Origin of the sequence: Desulforhopalus vacuolatus, assembly GCF_016918505.1 — a bacterium.
Classification (GTDB): domain Bacteria; phylum Desulfobacterota; class Desulfobulbia; order Desulfobulbales; family Desulfocapsaceae; genus Desulforhopalus; species Desulforhopalus vacuolatus.
Window position 1 is genome coordinate 34388 of the sequence record NZ_JAFFPZ010000002.1, and the last position, 14796, is coordinate 49183.

The 14796-nt window shown below is 47.7% G+C and carries 11 protein-coding genes; 3 read left to right on the plus strand and 8 right to left on the minus strand.

Going from position 1 to position 14796, the window contains the following annotated elements; all coding sequences use genetic code 11:
* The first annotated feature begins 57 nt into the window (after window positions 1–57).
* Together JWG39_RS01775 and JWG39_RS01780 are read left to right on the plus strand one after the other, a co-directional pair.
* Window positions 58–1521: a sensor histidine kinase gene (locus JWG39_RS01775; protein WP_205217637.1), complete on the plus strand. Its 1464-nt coding sequence runs from the start codon at window positions 58–60 to the stop codon at window positions 1519–1521.
* A 595-nt stretch (window positions 1522–2116) separates the two neighbouring features.
* The gene (locus tag JWG39_RS01780) at window positions 2117–3871 is read left to right on the plus strand and encodes an FAD-dependent oxidoreductase (protein WP_205217638.1); all 1755 of its coding nucleotides are present in this window, start codon (window positions 2117–2119) and stop codon (window positions 3869–3871) included.
* Window positions 3872–4218: 347 nt separating this feature from the next.
* On the opposite strand, the gene JWG39_RS01785 is transcribed toward JWG39_RS01780, so the two are convergent.
* On the minus strand, window positions 4219–5010 hold the full coding sequence (locus JWG39_RS01785) for a histidinol-phosphatase (RefSeq protein ID WP_205217639.1): 792 nt from the start codon (window positions 5008–5010) through the stop codon (window positions 4219–4221).
* Window positions 5003–5191, minus strand: a complete 189-nt coding sequence (locus JWG39_RS01790; protein WP_205217640.1) for a hypothetical protein — start codon at window positions 5189–5191, stop codon at window positions 5003–5005. The genes JWG39_RS01785 and JWG39_RS01790 overlap by 8 nt, the downstream gene beginning before the upstream one ends.
* A gap of 311 nt (window positions 5192–5502) precedes the next feature.
* Here JWG39_RS01790 and JWG39_RS01795 point away from each other — a divergent pair, with 311 nt between their 5' ends.
* A complete protein-coding gene (locus tag JWG39_RS01795) occupies window positions 5503–6432 on the plus strand; it encodes a YkgJ family cysteine cluster protein (RefSeq protein ID WP_205217641.1) in 930 nt (309 codons plus the stop codon).
* A gap of 93 nt (window positions 6433–6525) precedes the next feature.
* On the opposite strand, the gene JWG39_RS01800 is transcribed toward JWG39_RS01795, so the two are convergent.
* The 6 genes from JWG39_RS01800 to JWG39_RS01825 all read right to left on the minus strand — a co-directional run bounded on the left by JWG39_RS01800 (window position 6526) and on the right by JWG39_RS01825 (window position 14740).
* Window positions 6526–7119, minus strand: coding sequence for a carbonic anhydrase (locus JWG39_RS01800; RefSeq protein ID WP_205217642.1), 594 nt, complete (start codon window positions 7117–7119; stop codon window positions 6526–6528).
* A gap of 185 nt (window positions 7120–7304) precedes the next feature.
* Window positions 7305–10835 (minus strand): pyruvate:ferredoxin (flavodoxin) oxidoreductase, encoded by a 3531-nt coding sequence (gene nifJ / locus JWG39_RS01805; protein ID WP_205217643.1) that lies wholly within the window; start codon window positions 10833–10835, stop codon window positions 7305–7307.
* Window positions 10836–11914: 1079 nt separating this feature from the next.
* Window positions 11915–12439, minus strand: a complete 525-nt coding sequence (locus JWG39_RS01810) for a hypothetical protein (RefSeq protein WP_205217644.1) — start codon at window positions 12437–12439, stop codon at window positions 11915–11917.
* 13 nt (window positions 12440–12452) lie between these two features.
* The gene (locus tag JWG39_RS01815; RefSeq protein ID WP_205217645.1) at window positions 12453–12728 is read right to left on the minus strand and encodes an HP0495 family protein; all 276 of its coding nucleotides are present in this window, start codon (window positions 12726–12728) and stop codon (window positions 12453–12455) included.
* A gap of 502 nt (window positions 12729–13230) precedes the next feature.
* Window positions 13231–14295, minus strand: coding sequence for a glycoside hydrolase family 3 protein (locus tag JWG39_RS01820; RefSeq protein ID WP_205217646.1), 1065 nt, complete (start codon window positions 14293–14295; stop codon window positions 13231–13233).
* Window positions 14296–14320: 25 nt separating this feature from the next.
* Window positions 14321–14740 (minus strand): pancreas/duodenum homeobox protein 1, encoded by a 420-nt coding sequence (locus JWG39_RS01825; RefSeq protein WP_240191939.1) that lies wholly within the window; start codon window positions 14738–14740, stop codon window positions 14321–14323.
* Window positions 14741–14796 lie beyond the last annotated feature (56 nt).

The following is a 14796-nucleotide window of genomic DNA, read 5'->3' on the forward strand; positions in this document are numbered from 1 at the left end:
TGAAGGTCCGCAATTTTTTTGAATTGCGGACCTTCTCTGTTTTCTAAAAGGTGTTCTATGAGAGAGAAGGCTCCAACTTCTCAACTTCCGGTTTCTTCTCCGGAAAAAGAGATCGACGAATCTGAGATTGGCTCTTTTAAACTGGTCAAATATTTTTCCTTTACCAGTCTGGGCGTTATTCTTGCGTGTGCCGTTCTTCTCTCCTGGTTTATCTCAGACAATGCCCGCACCGTGATGCTGCAGCAGAATGAGGAAAACTCCCGCCTGCTCGCTGAAAATATCAATCAGCAGGTTTTTCGTCGCTTTGTGCTTCCCGCTCTCATTCGCTTTGGCGACATTTCTCTGCGCAATCCGGAACAGGCAGAAATGCTCGATTCTGTTATTCACAGTACCATTCAGGGCTTGAAAATTGAATCCGTCAGTATTTATGACTCTGGTATGAATATCATCTCCTATTCCACGGAAAAGTCGAGGGTGGGGAAAAAGGATGCGGGCGGTGAAGAGTATTACTCTGCGCTCTCCGGGAAACCAGTCTCAACACTCACCTGTAGAGGTTCTGTTCTCAGCCTGCTGCATATCTCTGGAGAGGTCAGCTGTGTACTCAACACATTTATCCCCTTCCACCAGCTCGTTCGCGATGGGATCGAAGGGAAGAACATCATGGGGGTTATTGAGATTCAAAAAGATCTTACCTCAAGCTACTCCCATATTATCCGTTTCCAGGGTCGCATTATCAGTGTCTCTCTGTTTCTCATGGGGGGGCTTTTTCTCGTGTTGCGCAGTATTGTCTCCCGTGCCGGGGATAAACTGGAAAAACGTGCTGAGGAACGCCAGAAACTCAAGGAAAAACTGGATAGGGCCGAGCGGCTTGCTCATCTCGGCACCATGATTGCTATTGTCAGCCATGAATTGAAAAGTCCCCTTGGTATTGTCCACAGTACGGCGGAAATTCTTGAAAAAAGGATGAAAAAAATTGCACCGGGAAGTGAGGAGCTGGCCGCGATTGTCGTCAAGGAAACGGAACGCCTGAACAATATCGTTCTCGAATTTCTTGACTTTGCCCGGCCTCAAAATATGCGCATTGAAAGCGGGGATCTCAATATCACCCTGCGCAAGGTGCTGGCGTTTATCCAGCCGGAATTGAAGAAACAAGGCATCTCACTGATTACCAACCTTGATCCGGCACTGCCTTTGTTGAGGTTTGATATGGATATGATGTATCGGGCGGTACTCAATATCACAGTCAATGCTGTACAGTCAATGCCCGGCGGAGGAGATCTGATGGTTGCCAGCTGGAGGGAAGGGGATAATGTGGAACTTTCGGTGGCTGATACGGGAGAGGGAATGTCGGAGGAGGTTCGAAATAAAATTTTTCAACCCTTTTACACAAAAAAGAGGAAGGGTACCGGTCTTGGTCTTGCTATTGTCGGTGGAATTCTGGAGAAGCATGGCGCTGGATTTCGCGTGGAAAGTAAAGAGGGGGAGGGGACAACCTTTGTTATTTCTCTGTCGATAAATTGAAAGTTAGTTGAATCTTCCATTGCATAGTTTTGTTCATATGTGTAAAATTGAAAATTAATTTTCCAGTTGCCAAAATGAGAAACTGACTGTGAGTTAAAAGCAAGAGGAACCTGCAATCCCTATAATTCGTGTAAACTGTTGTACTACAGCAGCCATGGATATTGCAGCTCGGTAGAGTCTATCGAGTACATACGTGGAGAATCTTTTAAACTTCAGTTTTATCGAAGATCTTTAAGGATTTATAGAAACGTATAATTTACTATAGTAGATAATAATTTACTATTAGATTCAAGACTATAGTGTTTTTTTGTTTTAACTGAATGCGCGGAAATCCCCGTCGTTCAGACCGAAAAAGATTTTAACAATGAATCAAAAAACGTGATGAAGGTTATAGTGATTGCTATCGGTATTAGTAGTGCTACTATGGGGTTACTGTCTCTTTTTTGCTGATTTTTTTCCCCCGGCCAGTGCCGGGGAACTTCGACTGTGGGAAATCGTGTGTTTTTTTGCTGTCTGATTGAGAAAATGCACAGCATTTTTGTGAACGAAGAATGTATTCCTTACTTATTAACTAACTAAAAGAAGGAGTTTCACTATGGGCTTGAAAGTGGTTGTTATCGGTGCAGTTGCTGCGGGGCCGAAGGCGGCGTGTCACATTATGCGTCTCCTGCCCGATGCAGAAATAACTATGATAGATGAAGATTCTCTTATCTCTTACGGTGGTTGCGGTATCCCCTATTTTGTAGCGGGTGATGTTGCGGATGAAAAAGAGCTTCGTTCCACCAGCTTTCACATGGTAAGAGATGTTGATTTCTTTGAGAAAGCCAAAGGAATCAAGATGATGACTGAGACCAGTGCTGTCTCTATCGATCGAAAAAACAAGACTGTTCATGTTAAAAGCCTCAAGAACGGTGAAGAATCGGATCTTCCTTACGACAAGCTGCTGATCGCTACCGGAAGCAGACCCTTCAAGCTTCCTATTCCGGGTATTGATGCTGAAAATGTTATCGCTATCAGCACCCTGTCTTCTGGAATTAAGGTCAAAGACCTGCTGATTGCCAATAAAGTTGGAACCGCCGTTGTTATTGGTGGTGGTGCCATTGGTGTTGAAATGGCAGAGTCTTTCAGCGACCTGTGGGGAGTAGAGACCACTCTTATTGAGTTTGCTCCGCATCTGTTCCCGGGTGCAGTTGATGAACCCTGTGGAAACATCATGGCAGACTGTCTGCGCAGGAATGGCGTTGATGTTTATGTCAATGAAGGTGCTCAGGAAATCATCTGTAAAGATGGCAGAGCAGTTGCTGTTAAAACCAACAACAGAGAACTTCCCTGTGACCTCGTCATCGCTGCAACCGGTGTTCGTGTAAGAAACGAACTGGCAGTTGGTGCCGGACTCCATGTCGGTATGCGTGGTGGTATCTCGGTAAACAGCCGGATGCAGACTTCTGATCCGGATATCTATGCTGCAGGTGACTGTGCAGAGATCGTCCACATGGTTTCCGGAGAGCGCATGACCATACCTCTCGGGTCTCTTGCCAACCGTGAAGGTCGTGTTGCCGGTACCAATATCGCAGGTGGAACTGCTCAGTTTAAAGGCGCTGTCGGAAGTTTTATTGTCAAGGCTTATGACACCGCAATGGGTTCTGCGGGATTGACCATGCGGGCAGCCCGCATGGCAGGATTCGATCCAGAGTGTGTATGGATTGCAACTGGTGACCGCGCTCACTTCTTCCCGACAAGTGGTGCTCTTTATCTGTGCCTGGTTTACGATAAGAGGACGAGAAGAGTTCTGGGTATCCAGGGAACTGGTCCTGGTGAAAGCGACTCTCTGAGTGTAAGGCTTGATACTGCCATGGCCTTTATGACTCAAGGCGGGGTTGGTGATGGTGCAAAGGTTGAAGACCTCTGCAATGCAGAGACTGCTTATGCGCCTCCATTCAGTTCCGCTATTGATGCTATAAACAATCTGGGTTTCACTGCAGAGAATCAAATGGATGGCTACGTGAAGATGATGGATCCCATGGACTTCATCAAAGTAGCAGAGGCAGGATTCTCAGATCCGGACACTGTTATTGTCGATGTTCGGACATGGGTGGAAGTTGAGCCTTTTGTTGAAAAATACGGTAAAGACAAATGGATCTACTTCCCTTATGCAACTGCGCGGGCGAATAGTCTGGATCTTTTGCCGAAAGACAAAAATATCCTTCTGTTCTGCAGTAGCGGTGGTCGTGCTTATGAAGTTAATCGGGTTCTCTCTCATGCTGGATATAACAATATTCAGTTCGTTCCCGGTGGTCATGCATTCATGAGCAAGCTTTCTAAAAAATGGTTGCCTGAATCTCAGCAGTAATCTAAGGATGTACAGTCTGCCTGCAGACTGAGAAGGGGGGAAAACAGAGTACTCTGTTTTCCCCCCTTCTTCTATTTGTGCAACCCATCTCATGGGTACCTTGAAGAACCTTGTATTTCGTCCATATTCGAGGTACAGAAGGAAAGCAAAAGGTTTTTGTAGAGACGCCCAATTTGGGCGTCTTCAGCACAACAGATGGCTCATCTCACAACAGACGTTTCTGCAATGAAATTAATGTATCCCCCTGTTTGTCCTGTCGTGTTTTTGGGTCAGTAAAAAATGTGATTGGTATAAAACACGTGGTGCAGCACTGGTCATGGCATTATAAAGGGATAAAGAAAAAATGTTTACTTGAAGAGGGCAGGGATTCGCTGAAATTCCTGTCCGACGTCTCTGGGGCGGTGGGCATCTGAGCCCATAATAAATTCCAGTCCGAGTGTCCTGGCTTTGAGAAGGATGGGGAGGGCAGGAAACTGTTCTCCGCGCAGCGGAAAGCCGGAGGTGTTGATCTCCAGTTTCATTCCTTTTTCTTTCATGAGACGCAGTAATGAATCAATCTGTTTCAGATGCCGGCTGGTAAGGCTCCACCCTTTGATATGGCGCATGGCACCGTCGAGATGGCAGAGTTTTGTCGCGGGAAGGTACTCCACTGCCTCCTCAAGGGCATTGAGGTAACGGGAGAAGAGTTCCTCTGTGCCGAGCTTGATGATCAGTTGCTGGTCTTCTTCACTGCGGCTGAAGAGGTTAAGATGGTTGCTGTGTTCGGGAATTTTTAAAAAATGGCAGGAGATCCCAATCTCTGCCCAGTTACGGGCCAGAAGCCTTTCACGTAACTGCTGACGATGCTCCAGATTCCAGCCGCATTCTACGCCCAGACCAATCTTAATCCTGCCGGCATAACGTTTTTGCAGCTGGCCACCTTCAGTGAAATACGTGTCAAAGAGTTCATCGGTGAGCCATGTTCTCTTTTTCCAGTGGATATTTGCTTCGAGATGTTCGAGGAAGGTGATGCTGGTAATACCGGAAGAGATGGCTGATTGGACATACTCTTCCATACTCCCCTCTGCATGATTGCAGAACGGAGTATGGACATGCCCGTCAGAGGTGAAGTCAAGAGCTGGAAGGGGCAGATCAGGCATTGCCCCTTGGGAAAAAGTGGAGGGTTCCGTCTATGCCAGACATGTCACAGTAATGACCCTGGTCCAGCTCAAAGTCGAGAAAATCCTGCATGCCATCAACATCAAGGGCAAGGGCAGGACCATCCGGCAGGTGATAGACTACGGTTTCTACTGCAGTTAAATCTACGGGGTGAGTGAACATTTTTGCGTCAATCCTCTTTTTGTGCTGTGAAGCAGAGTATTTCAATACTCTACTGAACAAAATATACTTTGCTGTATACGGTTATTTTTCATAAACTTCAATATTATTCCGTTTTAGAGAGTGGAAAAAACAGTAAATATATGGTTCATATTTTCGTTTCTGCAGAAACCTGAATCTGCTTTCATGCAGGGAAGAATCTGTGAATTTAGTTTACTATTAGAGCTCTCCCCATTAAAATGACCCTCTTGTGTGAGAAATAGTGGCTCAATAAATATTGGGCCTGGCCATATTAATTTTGACTAAGGTGATGTATGAGTGATGAAAAGAGCATTTTTGGATCGGTGAAGAATCCTTCTGCAGTGGAGCCCAAAAAACTGACCCTCGACAGCAAGATAAAATTTCGTTGTCATCCCGGCGTAAGCTGTTTCACTGCCTGTTGCGGGGGAATCAAAATAGTCCTTACCCCCTATGATATTCTCTGCCTCAGTCGGCGTCTTGAACTTGAGCCTTCCGATTTTGTTCAGCGTTACACCGAACCCACCTGGCTGGAGAAAACAGATATGCCGGGGGTCCAGCTTAAAATGCGTGAGGAGGATGACAGGTGTCCCTTTGTAACCCCCAAAGGGTGTACTGTTTATACGGATCGGCCTACTGCCTGTCGCTATTATCCGGTGGGGATGGCAGATTTTCATGAGGGTGGCAGCAGAGACGCTGAAGGAAATGAGAACGCGGCTGCGGAGGATAAATTCTTTTTTATTGTGAGAGAACCGCACTGCAAGGGATTCGAAGAAGATAAAGAATGGACCGTAAGGGAGTGGCGTGCTGACCAGGGAGTGGATGTCCGTGACGAAATGAATAAAGGCTGGTTGAGGCTTGTCATGCGGCGCAAATCCTTTGGCCATCAGGCGAGTCTGTCAGAGCAGGCTAAACGTATGTTTTTTATGGCCTCTACAGATCTGCATACCTTCCGCCGTTTTATCTTTGAGAGCTCCTTTCTGGAGACCTACGAGCTTGACCCGCAAGTGATAGAAGAGATCAAAACTGATGACGTGGCTTTGATGCTTTTCTCCTTCGAATATCTTGCGGCGACACTCTTTGGCGCTACAAAAATGGACATCCGTCCTGATAAACTCAAGGAAAAGGTTGAACAGTTGAAAAAACGTCAGGGTGAGCAGGTTCTGCAGTCGGTGGCAGACTATGAGAAGATGAAGGCCGGGCGCGATAAGAAAAAGGTGGACTGATTGCGAGAAGTAAAAGGAAGAATTTTGTAAAGGAAAAGGGGGCACCGGAAACGGTACTCCCCTTTTTTTTATGAAAGAAGCTTTCAGGGGATGTCAAATGAGCTGGACGGCACCTGTGGAGAGGTTGTAAAAGGTGGGAATAACTTTCACCGTTCCTTCCTTGACGAGGTCATGGATAATGGGTTCAGAGCTGGATATTTTTTCGCAGATGTTACGAGTCAATTCCTTTGAAGCGTTGTCCAGCAGATCTCCCTCCTCCATATTCCTGGCAACCTTCAGAGCTGCGTCAATGGGTGGGATAAGGGTTGCAATGTGTCCGCCGAGGCGGGAACCGCTGGCTACTGCCGTAATCGCTCCACAGGAGCTGTGTCCCATGACCATTACCAGCCTGGCCTGCAGATGGGTAACGGCATATTCAATACTGCCGAGCATCTGATCGTTGACCAGGCCCCCGGCGACTCTCAAAACGAAAAGATCTCCAAGTCCGAGGTCAAAGATGTACAACGGGGGAACCCTTGAATCGGCACAGGTGAGAATCACTGCCAGTGGCTGCTGGCGTTCCGCATGCAGTTCAAGAGCTTCGCCGCAGTGGTCTTTGTGAGTGATATTGCAATTCATGAACCGCTGGTTTCCTTCAAACAGGATTTTCAACGCTTCATCCGCAGTATAAATTTCTTCTCGTACCATTGTTACCTCTCTTATATCAAAATGAAAAAGGAAGGGTGCAATATTGCAAAGTCAGAAAATATAAAAAAAAGGAATTGGTGAACATGTTCACCAATTCCTTTTATATAATGCCTTGATTAAATTAAAGCAAGTTGGGAACAAACCTGGTGCCGACAAACTACACGCAGCCTGTCGGCACTTTCCCCTTATTTAGGTTCCAGAGCACCTGCAAGACTGGTAAGGAATGCCCAGCGTCTCTCAACGTCACCCTGTGCTTCAGCCATCAGTTTCTCGGCATTATCCGGATTCATCCGTTTGAGTGAGCGATAGCGGTTTTCTGCCATGGCATACTCTTCGAATGGAATGGATGGAGCTTTAGAGTCAATAAGAAGCGGGTTTTTGCCCTCTGCGGCAAGCATCGGATTGTAGCGATAGAGCGGCCAGTGACCACAGGCAACTGCTTTTTGCTGCTGATGCAGACCATGGGCCATGTTGATCCCGTGGTTGATGCAGTGCGAGTAGGCAATGATCAGTGACGGACCATCGTATGCTTCTGCCTCTTTGATGGTTTTCACAGCGTGTGCCGGGTTGGCTCCAATGCTGATCTGACCAACATAGATGTTGCCATAGGTTGCGAAGATCATACCCATGTTTTTCTTCGGCATTTTCTTTCCACCAGCAGCAAATTGTGCCGTAGCTGCACGCGGGGTCGATTTAGACATCTGACCACCGGTATTGGAATATACCTCAGTGTCCATCACGAGGATGTTGATGTCTTCTCCGGAGGCGAGAACATGGTCAACGCCACCGTAGCCGATATCGTAGGCCCAGCCGTCACCACCAAAGCTCCATACAGATTTGCGAACGAGGTAATCAGCAACAGAGAGAAGTCGTTTGGCAAGAATATCGCTGCTCTTTTCAAGGACTGTTTTCAGTTCAGCGATACGGCCGCGTTGAGTCTCAATATCGGCCTGTTCTTTCTGCGTGGCGTTGAGAATGGATTCTGCAAGAGCCTTGTCAATAATACCGGCATCGGCAGTTTTGGTAATAAGTTCAGTGGCCTGAGAAGCAAGTTTCTTCACAGTGGTGCGCATACCTGCACCAAACTCAGCAGCATCCTCAAAGAGAGAGTTGGACCATGCAGGTCCACGTCCGTCGGCACGCTTGGTGTAAGGTGTAGTCGGCAGGTTGCCGCTGTAGATGGAAGAGCAACCGGTGGCATTACCAACCATCAGATGATCTCCGAAGAGCTGGGAGATCAGTTTAACATAGGGAGTTTCGCCACAGCCAGCGCAGGCACCGGAGAACTCAAAGAGCGGCTGCATGAGCATCGCGCCTTTAACAGTGCTGAGGTTGACGTCTGCAGGATTAACTTCCGGTTTGCTGAGGAAATATTTTACGTTGGGAATCTGTTGAACTTTCAATTCTTCCGTGTTGGGAATCATTTCAAGGGCTTTGGTTTTCGCCGGGCAGGCGTCAACGCAGAGAGTACATCCACAACAGTCTTCAGTAAAGATCTGGATAGCAAACTGTTTGCCTTTGAACTGTTTACCGACGGCATCTTTAGTTTTGAAGGATGCCGGGGCATCAGAGGCATCATCAATGACTTTGAGACGGATTGCAGCATGGGGGCAAACCAGTGCACATTGACCACACTGGATGCAGTTGTCAGCGATCCAGGTCGGAACGTTTACTGCAATATTCCGTTTTTCAAACTGAGTTGTACCTGTTGGCCATGTACCATCGTCCGGTATTTCAGAAACCTTGAGGGTATCGCCTTTGCCTTCGATCATTTTTGCAGTGACGTTTTTAACAAACTCAGGGGCATCATCAGGAACGGTGGGAGGCATGGCGTCGCCATCGGTGGCGCTGCCCAGAGCTACTTCAACAATAGCGTTGATGGCACCATCAACAGCACCGTAGTTCATCTGCACAACTTCATCACCTTTCTTGCTATAGGTTTTCTTGATAGCATTTTTGATAGAGGTGATGGCTTCTTCTTTCGAGAGGATCCCCGAAATCATGAAGAAAGCAGTCTGCATGATCATGTTGATACGCGCACCAAGGCCAAGTGCTACACCGAGTTTGAGTGCATCAATGATGTAGAGTTTGGCTTTCTTGTCAATCAATTGTTTCTGTACGGAACCAGGCAGCTGTGCCCAGATGGCGTCTTTATCGAAACTGGAGGTCAGCAGAAAGGTTCCGCCATCAACGAGGTGGCTGAGCATATCCACGTGCTTGAGGAACGTAAAGTTATGGCAGGCAACGAACTGCGCGTTCTGGATAAGATAAGGTGCAATAATTGGGTTCTTACCGAAACGCAGATGGCTGGTGGTAACAGAGCCGGACTTTTTGGAGTCGTAGACAAAATAACCCTGAGCTGAGTTATCAGTTTCCGTTCCGATAATTTTAATGGTGTTCTTATTGGCACCGACAGTTCCGTCAGAACCGAGACCGAAGAACATCGCATTGTAAACACCTTCTTCATTCATGTTGAAGGTCTTGTCATAATCAAGGCTGGCGTGGGTGACATCATCATCTACACCAACAGCATATTTGTTCATCGGTGTGGCTGCATTCATGTTGTCATACACAGCTTTAACCATGGCCGGAGTAAACTCTGCTGAACCAAGACCATAGCGACCAGAGAGAACAACCGGTTTGTCCATTTCACCGGCTTCCATAGCTTCACCGATGGCGGCGCGAACATCAAGATAAAGCGGCTCACCAGCTCCGCCCGGTTCTTTGGTGCGGTCAAGAACAGTAACTGTTTTCACGCTCTTCGGCAGGGCGGCAACCATTGCTTTACAGTCAAAGGGGCGGAAAAGGCGGACAATAACCAGACCGATTTTCTCACCCTGGGCGACCAGGTAATCAATGGTCGTAGCGATGGTTTCGCAGCCGGAAGCCATGGCGACGACGACGCGATCAGCATCGGGAGATCCATGGTAGTCAAAGAGGTGATACTGACGACCGGCGACTGTGGCAAATTTGTCCATGATATCTTGAACAATCTTCGGTGTCGCATTGTAATATTTGTTTACGGTCTCACGGCCAATAAAGTTGACATCGGGGTTTTGAGCGGTACCGCGGATGACCGGACGGTCTGGAGTAAGTCCGCGTTTACGGTGTTCAAAAACCAGATCTTCATTGATCATCTCTGCGATCTGATCCATGGAGAGCTGCTCAATCTTTTGAATCTCATGGGAGGTCCGGAAACCGTCATAGAAATGGATGAATGGAATACGGGTTTCCAGGGTTGCCTCAGTTGCAACGAGAGCAAGGTCCTGTGCTTCCTGGACGCTTGTAGAACCAAGCATTGCAAAGCCGGTTTGGCGTGCAGCATAGATATCGCCATGGTCACCGAAAATGGAAAGACCCTGGCATGCAATAGCGCGGGCTGTAACGTGGAAAACGGTTGAGATAAGCTCCCCGGCGATCTTGTACATATTAGGGATCATCAGAAGCAGTCCCTGGGAAGCAGTAAATGTGGTGCAGACTGCCCCGGTGGTCAGTGAGCCATGAATGGCACCGGCAACCCCGGCCTCAGATTGCATCTGAGTAACAACGGGAACTGAACCCCATATATTCTCCACCCCGCCAGTAGATTTAATATCTGCTTCAGCAGCAAGGGGTGTAGAGGGGGTGATCGGATAGAGGGTGATGATCTCACTCGTGGCGTAAGCCACGTGGGTACAGGCCTGATTGCCGTCAATTGTTACCATCTTACGCGACATAATGTTCTCCTTGGTTCGCGAGATTAAAAGTATTACCGGTGGATCCGGTAACGCTAGACTACAGAACTAAAGACGAAAGAGAGCGCAAAGAAACTGTCGTCGTCGGTCAGAACGACGAGAGTTTCCACTATGGCAGAGCAGGACGTGAATATTTCCAGAAGCCTCTACAGACGAAAAGGCCGCAGGACGAAAAACATTGTTAGAACCCATAATGATCCGGGCTCTATGATTTTCACATCCGAATGAGCCTGCATCTTTCCTTCGCAGGAAGCAATTCAGTCGATTCCAAACCATCTGACTGCGTATTCTGCCAGCCAGATGATTGACATCCTCCCGGCCTGAAGGGCGGGGATTCCTCCAGTGCCCGCGCATTTTCTGCGTGAGTCACTTCAGCGGGTTCCTGTTGCTGACGGCTTTTTACTCGACCGTTCACTTCACAGGCTAACCGGGCATGTCCTGCCCTTAGAAAACAGGAATACGTTGAACGCCTTTGGCGTTTACGCTTTATATCCTCGCCCTGAACGGCGGGGATTTCCGTGCATTCAATGAAACGCAAGATTTACAGAGTGTCGGGAATCAGAAAAAGGTCCGTTTGTTCCAGCCACTCGATACGAGCCGGTTCGTGAAAGAAGCCCCTTCGAATAACAGGAAAATCCCAAAGAAAAGAGGATGTTCCATCAAGGTTGGCAAGGTTCATTATGATTGCTCGATAATCACTTTGGAAAACAAGTATATGACATTTACTGTATGCTTGCAATGAATGAAATTGATACCAGGCAGTAATAAAACTGACAAAGAAATGCGGTGATCAGGAAGCGAAGTTGCGAGAGGAAGGAGAAATCAGTGAAGAGAGCCGCCTTCTGTGGAAGTGCGACTCTCTTTGAGGGGTAAAGATAAGGGTACAATGAAGAACCTGGCATCTCGTTCATATTCAAGGCACAGAAGAAAATTTACCGCAGGCATGTTGTTGATATATCGACGTCTCGTTCCTTGCTTTGTCGGAGGATAAATTTTTAACTGTAACGAAAAAGATAGGTGATTATTCGCTGTTCTGATGAGGCTGGAGGCAATGAATTCCCTCAGTTGACAAACTTTTTTTCATCCTCTGTACTGATGTCGACCGGCGGAATGACGAGGTCAAAAATTGCGCCCAGCTCCCGGATAGAAGTCATGAAACTGGAGGGGAGAGGTGTTTCCCGCTCTTCTGTCAGGTAGCCGTTACTCTTTGCCTTGTGCAGCAGGGCGGTGGAATTATTGCCTTCCTGGTGGTCACAGAGGGCCTGCACCCGCAGGGCATCAGTAATATGCTGGCAGAGTTCTGGCAGATTACTGCGTAAAGAGAGGAGTTCCTGTTCAATCTCGGCCCGGTGCTGCTGGCGAAAAAGAACAAATTTTTCCCCCGGATTTAAGGTACCAAACACTTCCCCGGTAATTGCCCCGGCAAGCAGGGCTGCTTCTGCAGAATCGCGTTTTTTATCCCGTGAGACGAGTACTTTTTTTGTCTCACGGTAAAAAATCATCTGTACCAGTCCGATGCCTTCACGAAGAATGTTCAGTAACCGTGTTCCATCGCTGTTCTGTGTTCCATTACTATTTTCAGTCATTTTTTTGCCTGTTTTAGAGAATAAATTTCACAGCGGATGCCTGTTTCAACTGCTCAAATATAGTGATACGGACCTCTTCACTCGGAACCTCAACCACAGCCTTCATGCTGTGATATTTCCCAGAACTGCTGCTTCGGGAGTGGTTAATCTCAGCCTTGTGAGGATGACACACCTCTTTGATGCAGTCTATCAGCAGGGCACAGTCTTCTCCAAATACCTTGTATTCCCAGGTACAGGGATATTCAATTTCGGGTTGGCCCTGAAGCGGGCAGCCATTTGTCAATATCATAGGTTATTCTCCTGTAGTTGAAATACCCTGAAAAATAAGATGCAGAAGGCGCTGCGTCAAGAACTGTCAGGGAGAAAGGAGACGGGAGGCAGGGAAAAGCAAAAGACTGAACAGCGAAAAGACTTTTTGCCAACGAATAAAAGCTCTAATCATGCGAATAAAGGCAAAAAAACTTTAAAATTAAACAGAGAATTGCTGTTGTTCTCTCTTTACTCTTTGCGTTCTTCGCTGTGAAATTTTTTGTCTTTTTAGAGCTTCTTTAAGAAGTTACTACAAAATGTAAATGGTATTATATGTAGAACTTTCATGCGTTTAGTGTACTTTGTTGGCTATCCAGTCTTTTGCTTTTCGTCTTCCTTCGTGTTCCTTCGCGTTCTTCGCGGTAAAAAAGGTCTTCCGTCTTTTGCTTTTCCCTGTCTCCCGTCTCCCGTCTCCTTTCTCCCATTTTTCCCGTTTTAATTTCGATGAACTCTTGGTGCTGAACTCTTTGTGCTTAAATTTTTTACTGTAACAAAGAGGATGGCTGTGATCGGGGAAGGCTTTTTTTGAGGTGTATTACCCGCAACCATGCCTCCTCAATTCTACTGCAGAGGTCAGCATTACTGCCTGCTCTTTTTGCCATCTCATCTTCTATTTCCTTCAGTATCTCAGGCTGGAAGTTCAAGTTGTTGCCAATAATCAGCAGATCCAGCCCGGCCGCGATGCTGCGGCAGCACGCATCAACCAGTCCCCACTTCTTTGTAATGCTCTTCATCTGCATATCATCACTGACTGCCACTCCGTTCCAGCCGCATCTTTCCCGCAACAGGCGATGAAGAATCTCAGGGCTGAGCGTTGCTGGAAGGGTGGCATCATACTGCCGGTGGCAGAGGTGTCCCACCATGATCAGGTCGACCGTGTCTGTCTGCACGAGCCGGTGAAAGGGTATCAGCTCTTCCTCGCGCCATGTTTCAGTGATGTCAACAAAACCAAGATGTGAATCAAGACGGGAGCTGCCATGGCCCGGGAAGTGTTTCAGGCTGGTGAGCACACCCTGCTTTCGGTGCTCTTCGATCCATGCGGAGCAGCACTTCGTCACCTTTTCAGGATCTGCAGAAAAGCTGCGTTCAATCCGTCCAATAATCGGATTCTCTTTGAAGACGTTTACATCTGCAACGGGGGCAAAGTTCACATTTATGCCAAGGCTGTTTAAGAGCCGGGCGGTTTGCCCCGCTGCAGTACGGATTGCAGCAGTGCCGGCTTCTCCCAGGCGGGCCGCTGAGGGCGTTTCTTTGAAACCGCGTTCTTTACGGAAACGGCTTACCTGCCCGCCTTCCTGATCAACAGCAATAAAAAGAGGAGCTGTACCTGCCGCCGCTGCCGCTTTCTGCAGGGTGTCGGTGAGTCTGCGGACCTGTTCGGCAGAGCGAATGTTGTTCTCAGGTTCCCGAGCTGCCAGGTTTTTGTCAAAAAGAATGACGCCGCCGAGGTTCAGTTCACGGATATCCCGCAGTATCGAGGGGGTGGGGACGGTGCCGGGGAAGCCGAGCAGAAAGAGCTGGCCAATTTTTTCTTTAAGGTTCGTCATCGTGTTTCTTTGTATGAAGGGTACCTTATGCCAATATAATATGCAGGGGAATAATATGCAGTGCCTCATTCAGTTGTTCTGTCTCTCCGAGAGACCACGAGGCACTTTTTCTGGTATTCCCGGGCAGTGCATCAATTTCTTTCACGAGGCCCCCGATGTTGATGATCGGGTGGCGGGTGAAAACCGGTGGCAGACCCGAAGTCAGATTGCAGACCAGGCAGCAGTTTGGCCGTTGATTGAGACGCAGTTCCATGGTCAACTCGGTTTCTGTTGCGTCCCGCCATGCAAGCTCAATATCATAGGCACCTTCAGAAGCATCCCCGAAGAGGGCATCAAAAAACTCATTGCTTCGTTCGGCCGAAAAGAGACGGGCAAGTGTCTCTCTGTCAAACAACTCTTTGAACATTTCCGCTGTCTTTCCCATAATTTCCTGTTTCCTTGTCATTCATGAATTCTTTTTGTCCCGTGGAGCGGGACAGCAGTGAAAGAAAGGTGGCATTA

Coding starts and splice junctions, on each gene's coding strand:
- JWG39_RS01775 (WP_205217637.1), top strand. CDS start 58: ATGAGAGAGAAGGCTCCAACTTCTCAACTTCCGGTTTCTTCTCCGGAA.
- JWG39_RS01780 (WP_205217638.1), top strand. CDS start 2,117: ATGGGCTTGAAAGTGGTTGTTATCGGTGCAGTTGCTGCGGGGCCGAAG.
- JWG39_RS01785 (WP_205217639.1), bottom strand. CDS start 5,010: ATGCCTGATCTGCCCCTTCCAGCTCTTGACTTCACCTCTGACGGGCAT.
- JWG39_RS01790 (WP_205217640.1), bottom strand. CDS start 5,191: ATGTTCACTCACCCCGTAGATTTAACTGCAGTAGAAACCGTAGTCTAT.
- JWG39_RS01795 (WP_205217641.1), top strand. CDS start 5,503: ATGAGTGATGAAAAGAGCATTTTTGGATCGGTGAAGAATCCTTCTGCA.
- JWG39_RS01800 (WP_205217642.1), bottom strand. CDS start 7,119: ATGGTACGAGAAGAAATTTATACTGCGGATGAAGCGTTGAAAATCCTG.
- nifJ (WP_205217643.1), bottom strand. CDS start 10,835: ATGTCGCGTAAGATGGTAACAATTGACGGCAATCAGGCCTGTACCCAC.
- JWG39_RS01810 (WP_205217644.1), bottom strand. CDS start 12,439: ATGACTGAAAATAGTAATGGAACACAGAACAGCGATGGAACACGGTTA.
- JWG39_RS01815 (WP_205217645.1), bottom strand. CDS start 12,728: ATGATATTGACAAATGGCTGCCCGCTTCAGGGCCAACCCGAAATTGAA.
- JWG39_RS01820 (WP_205217646.1), bottom strand. CDS start 14,295: ATGACGAACCTTAAAGAAAAAATTGGCCAGCTCTTTCTGCTCGGCTTC.
- JWG39_RS01825 (WP_240191939.1), bottom strand. CDS start 14,740: ATGACAAGGAAACAGGAAATTATGGGAAAGACAGCGGAAATGTTCAAA.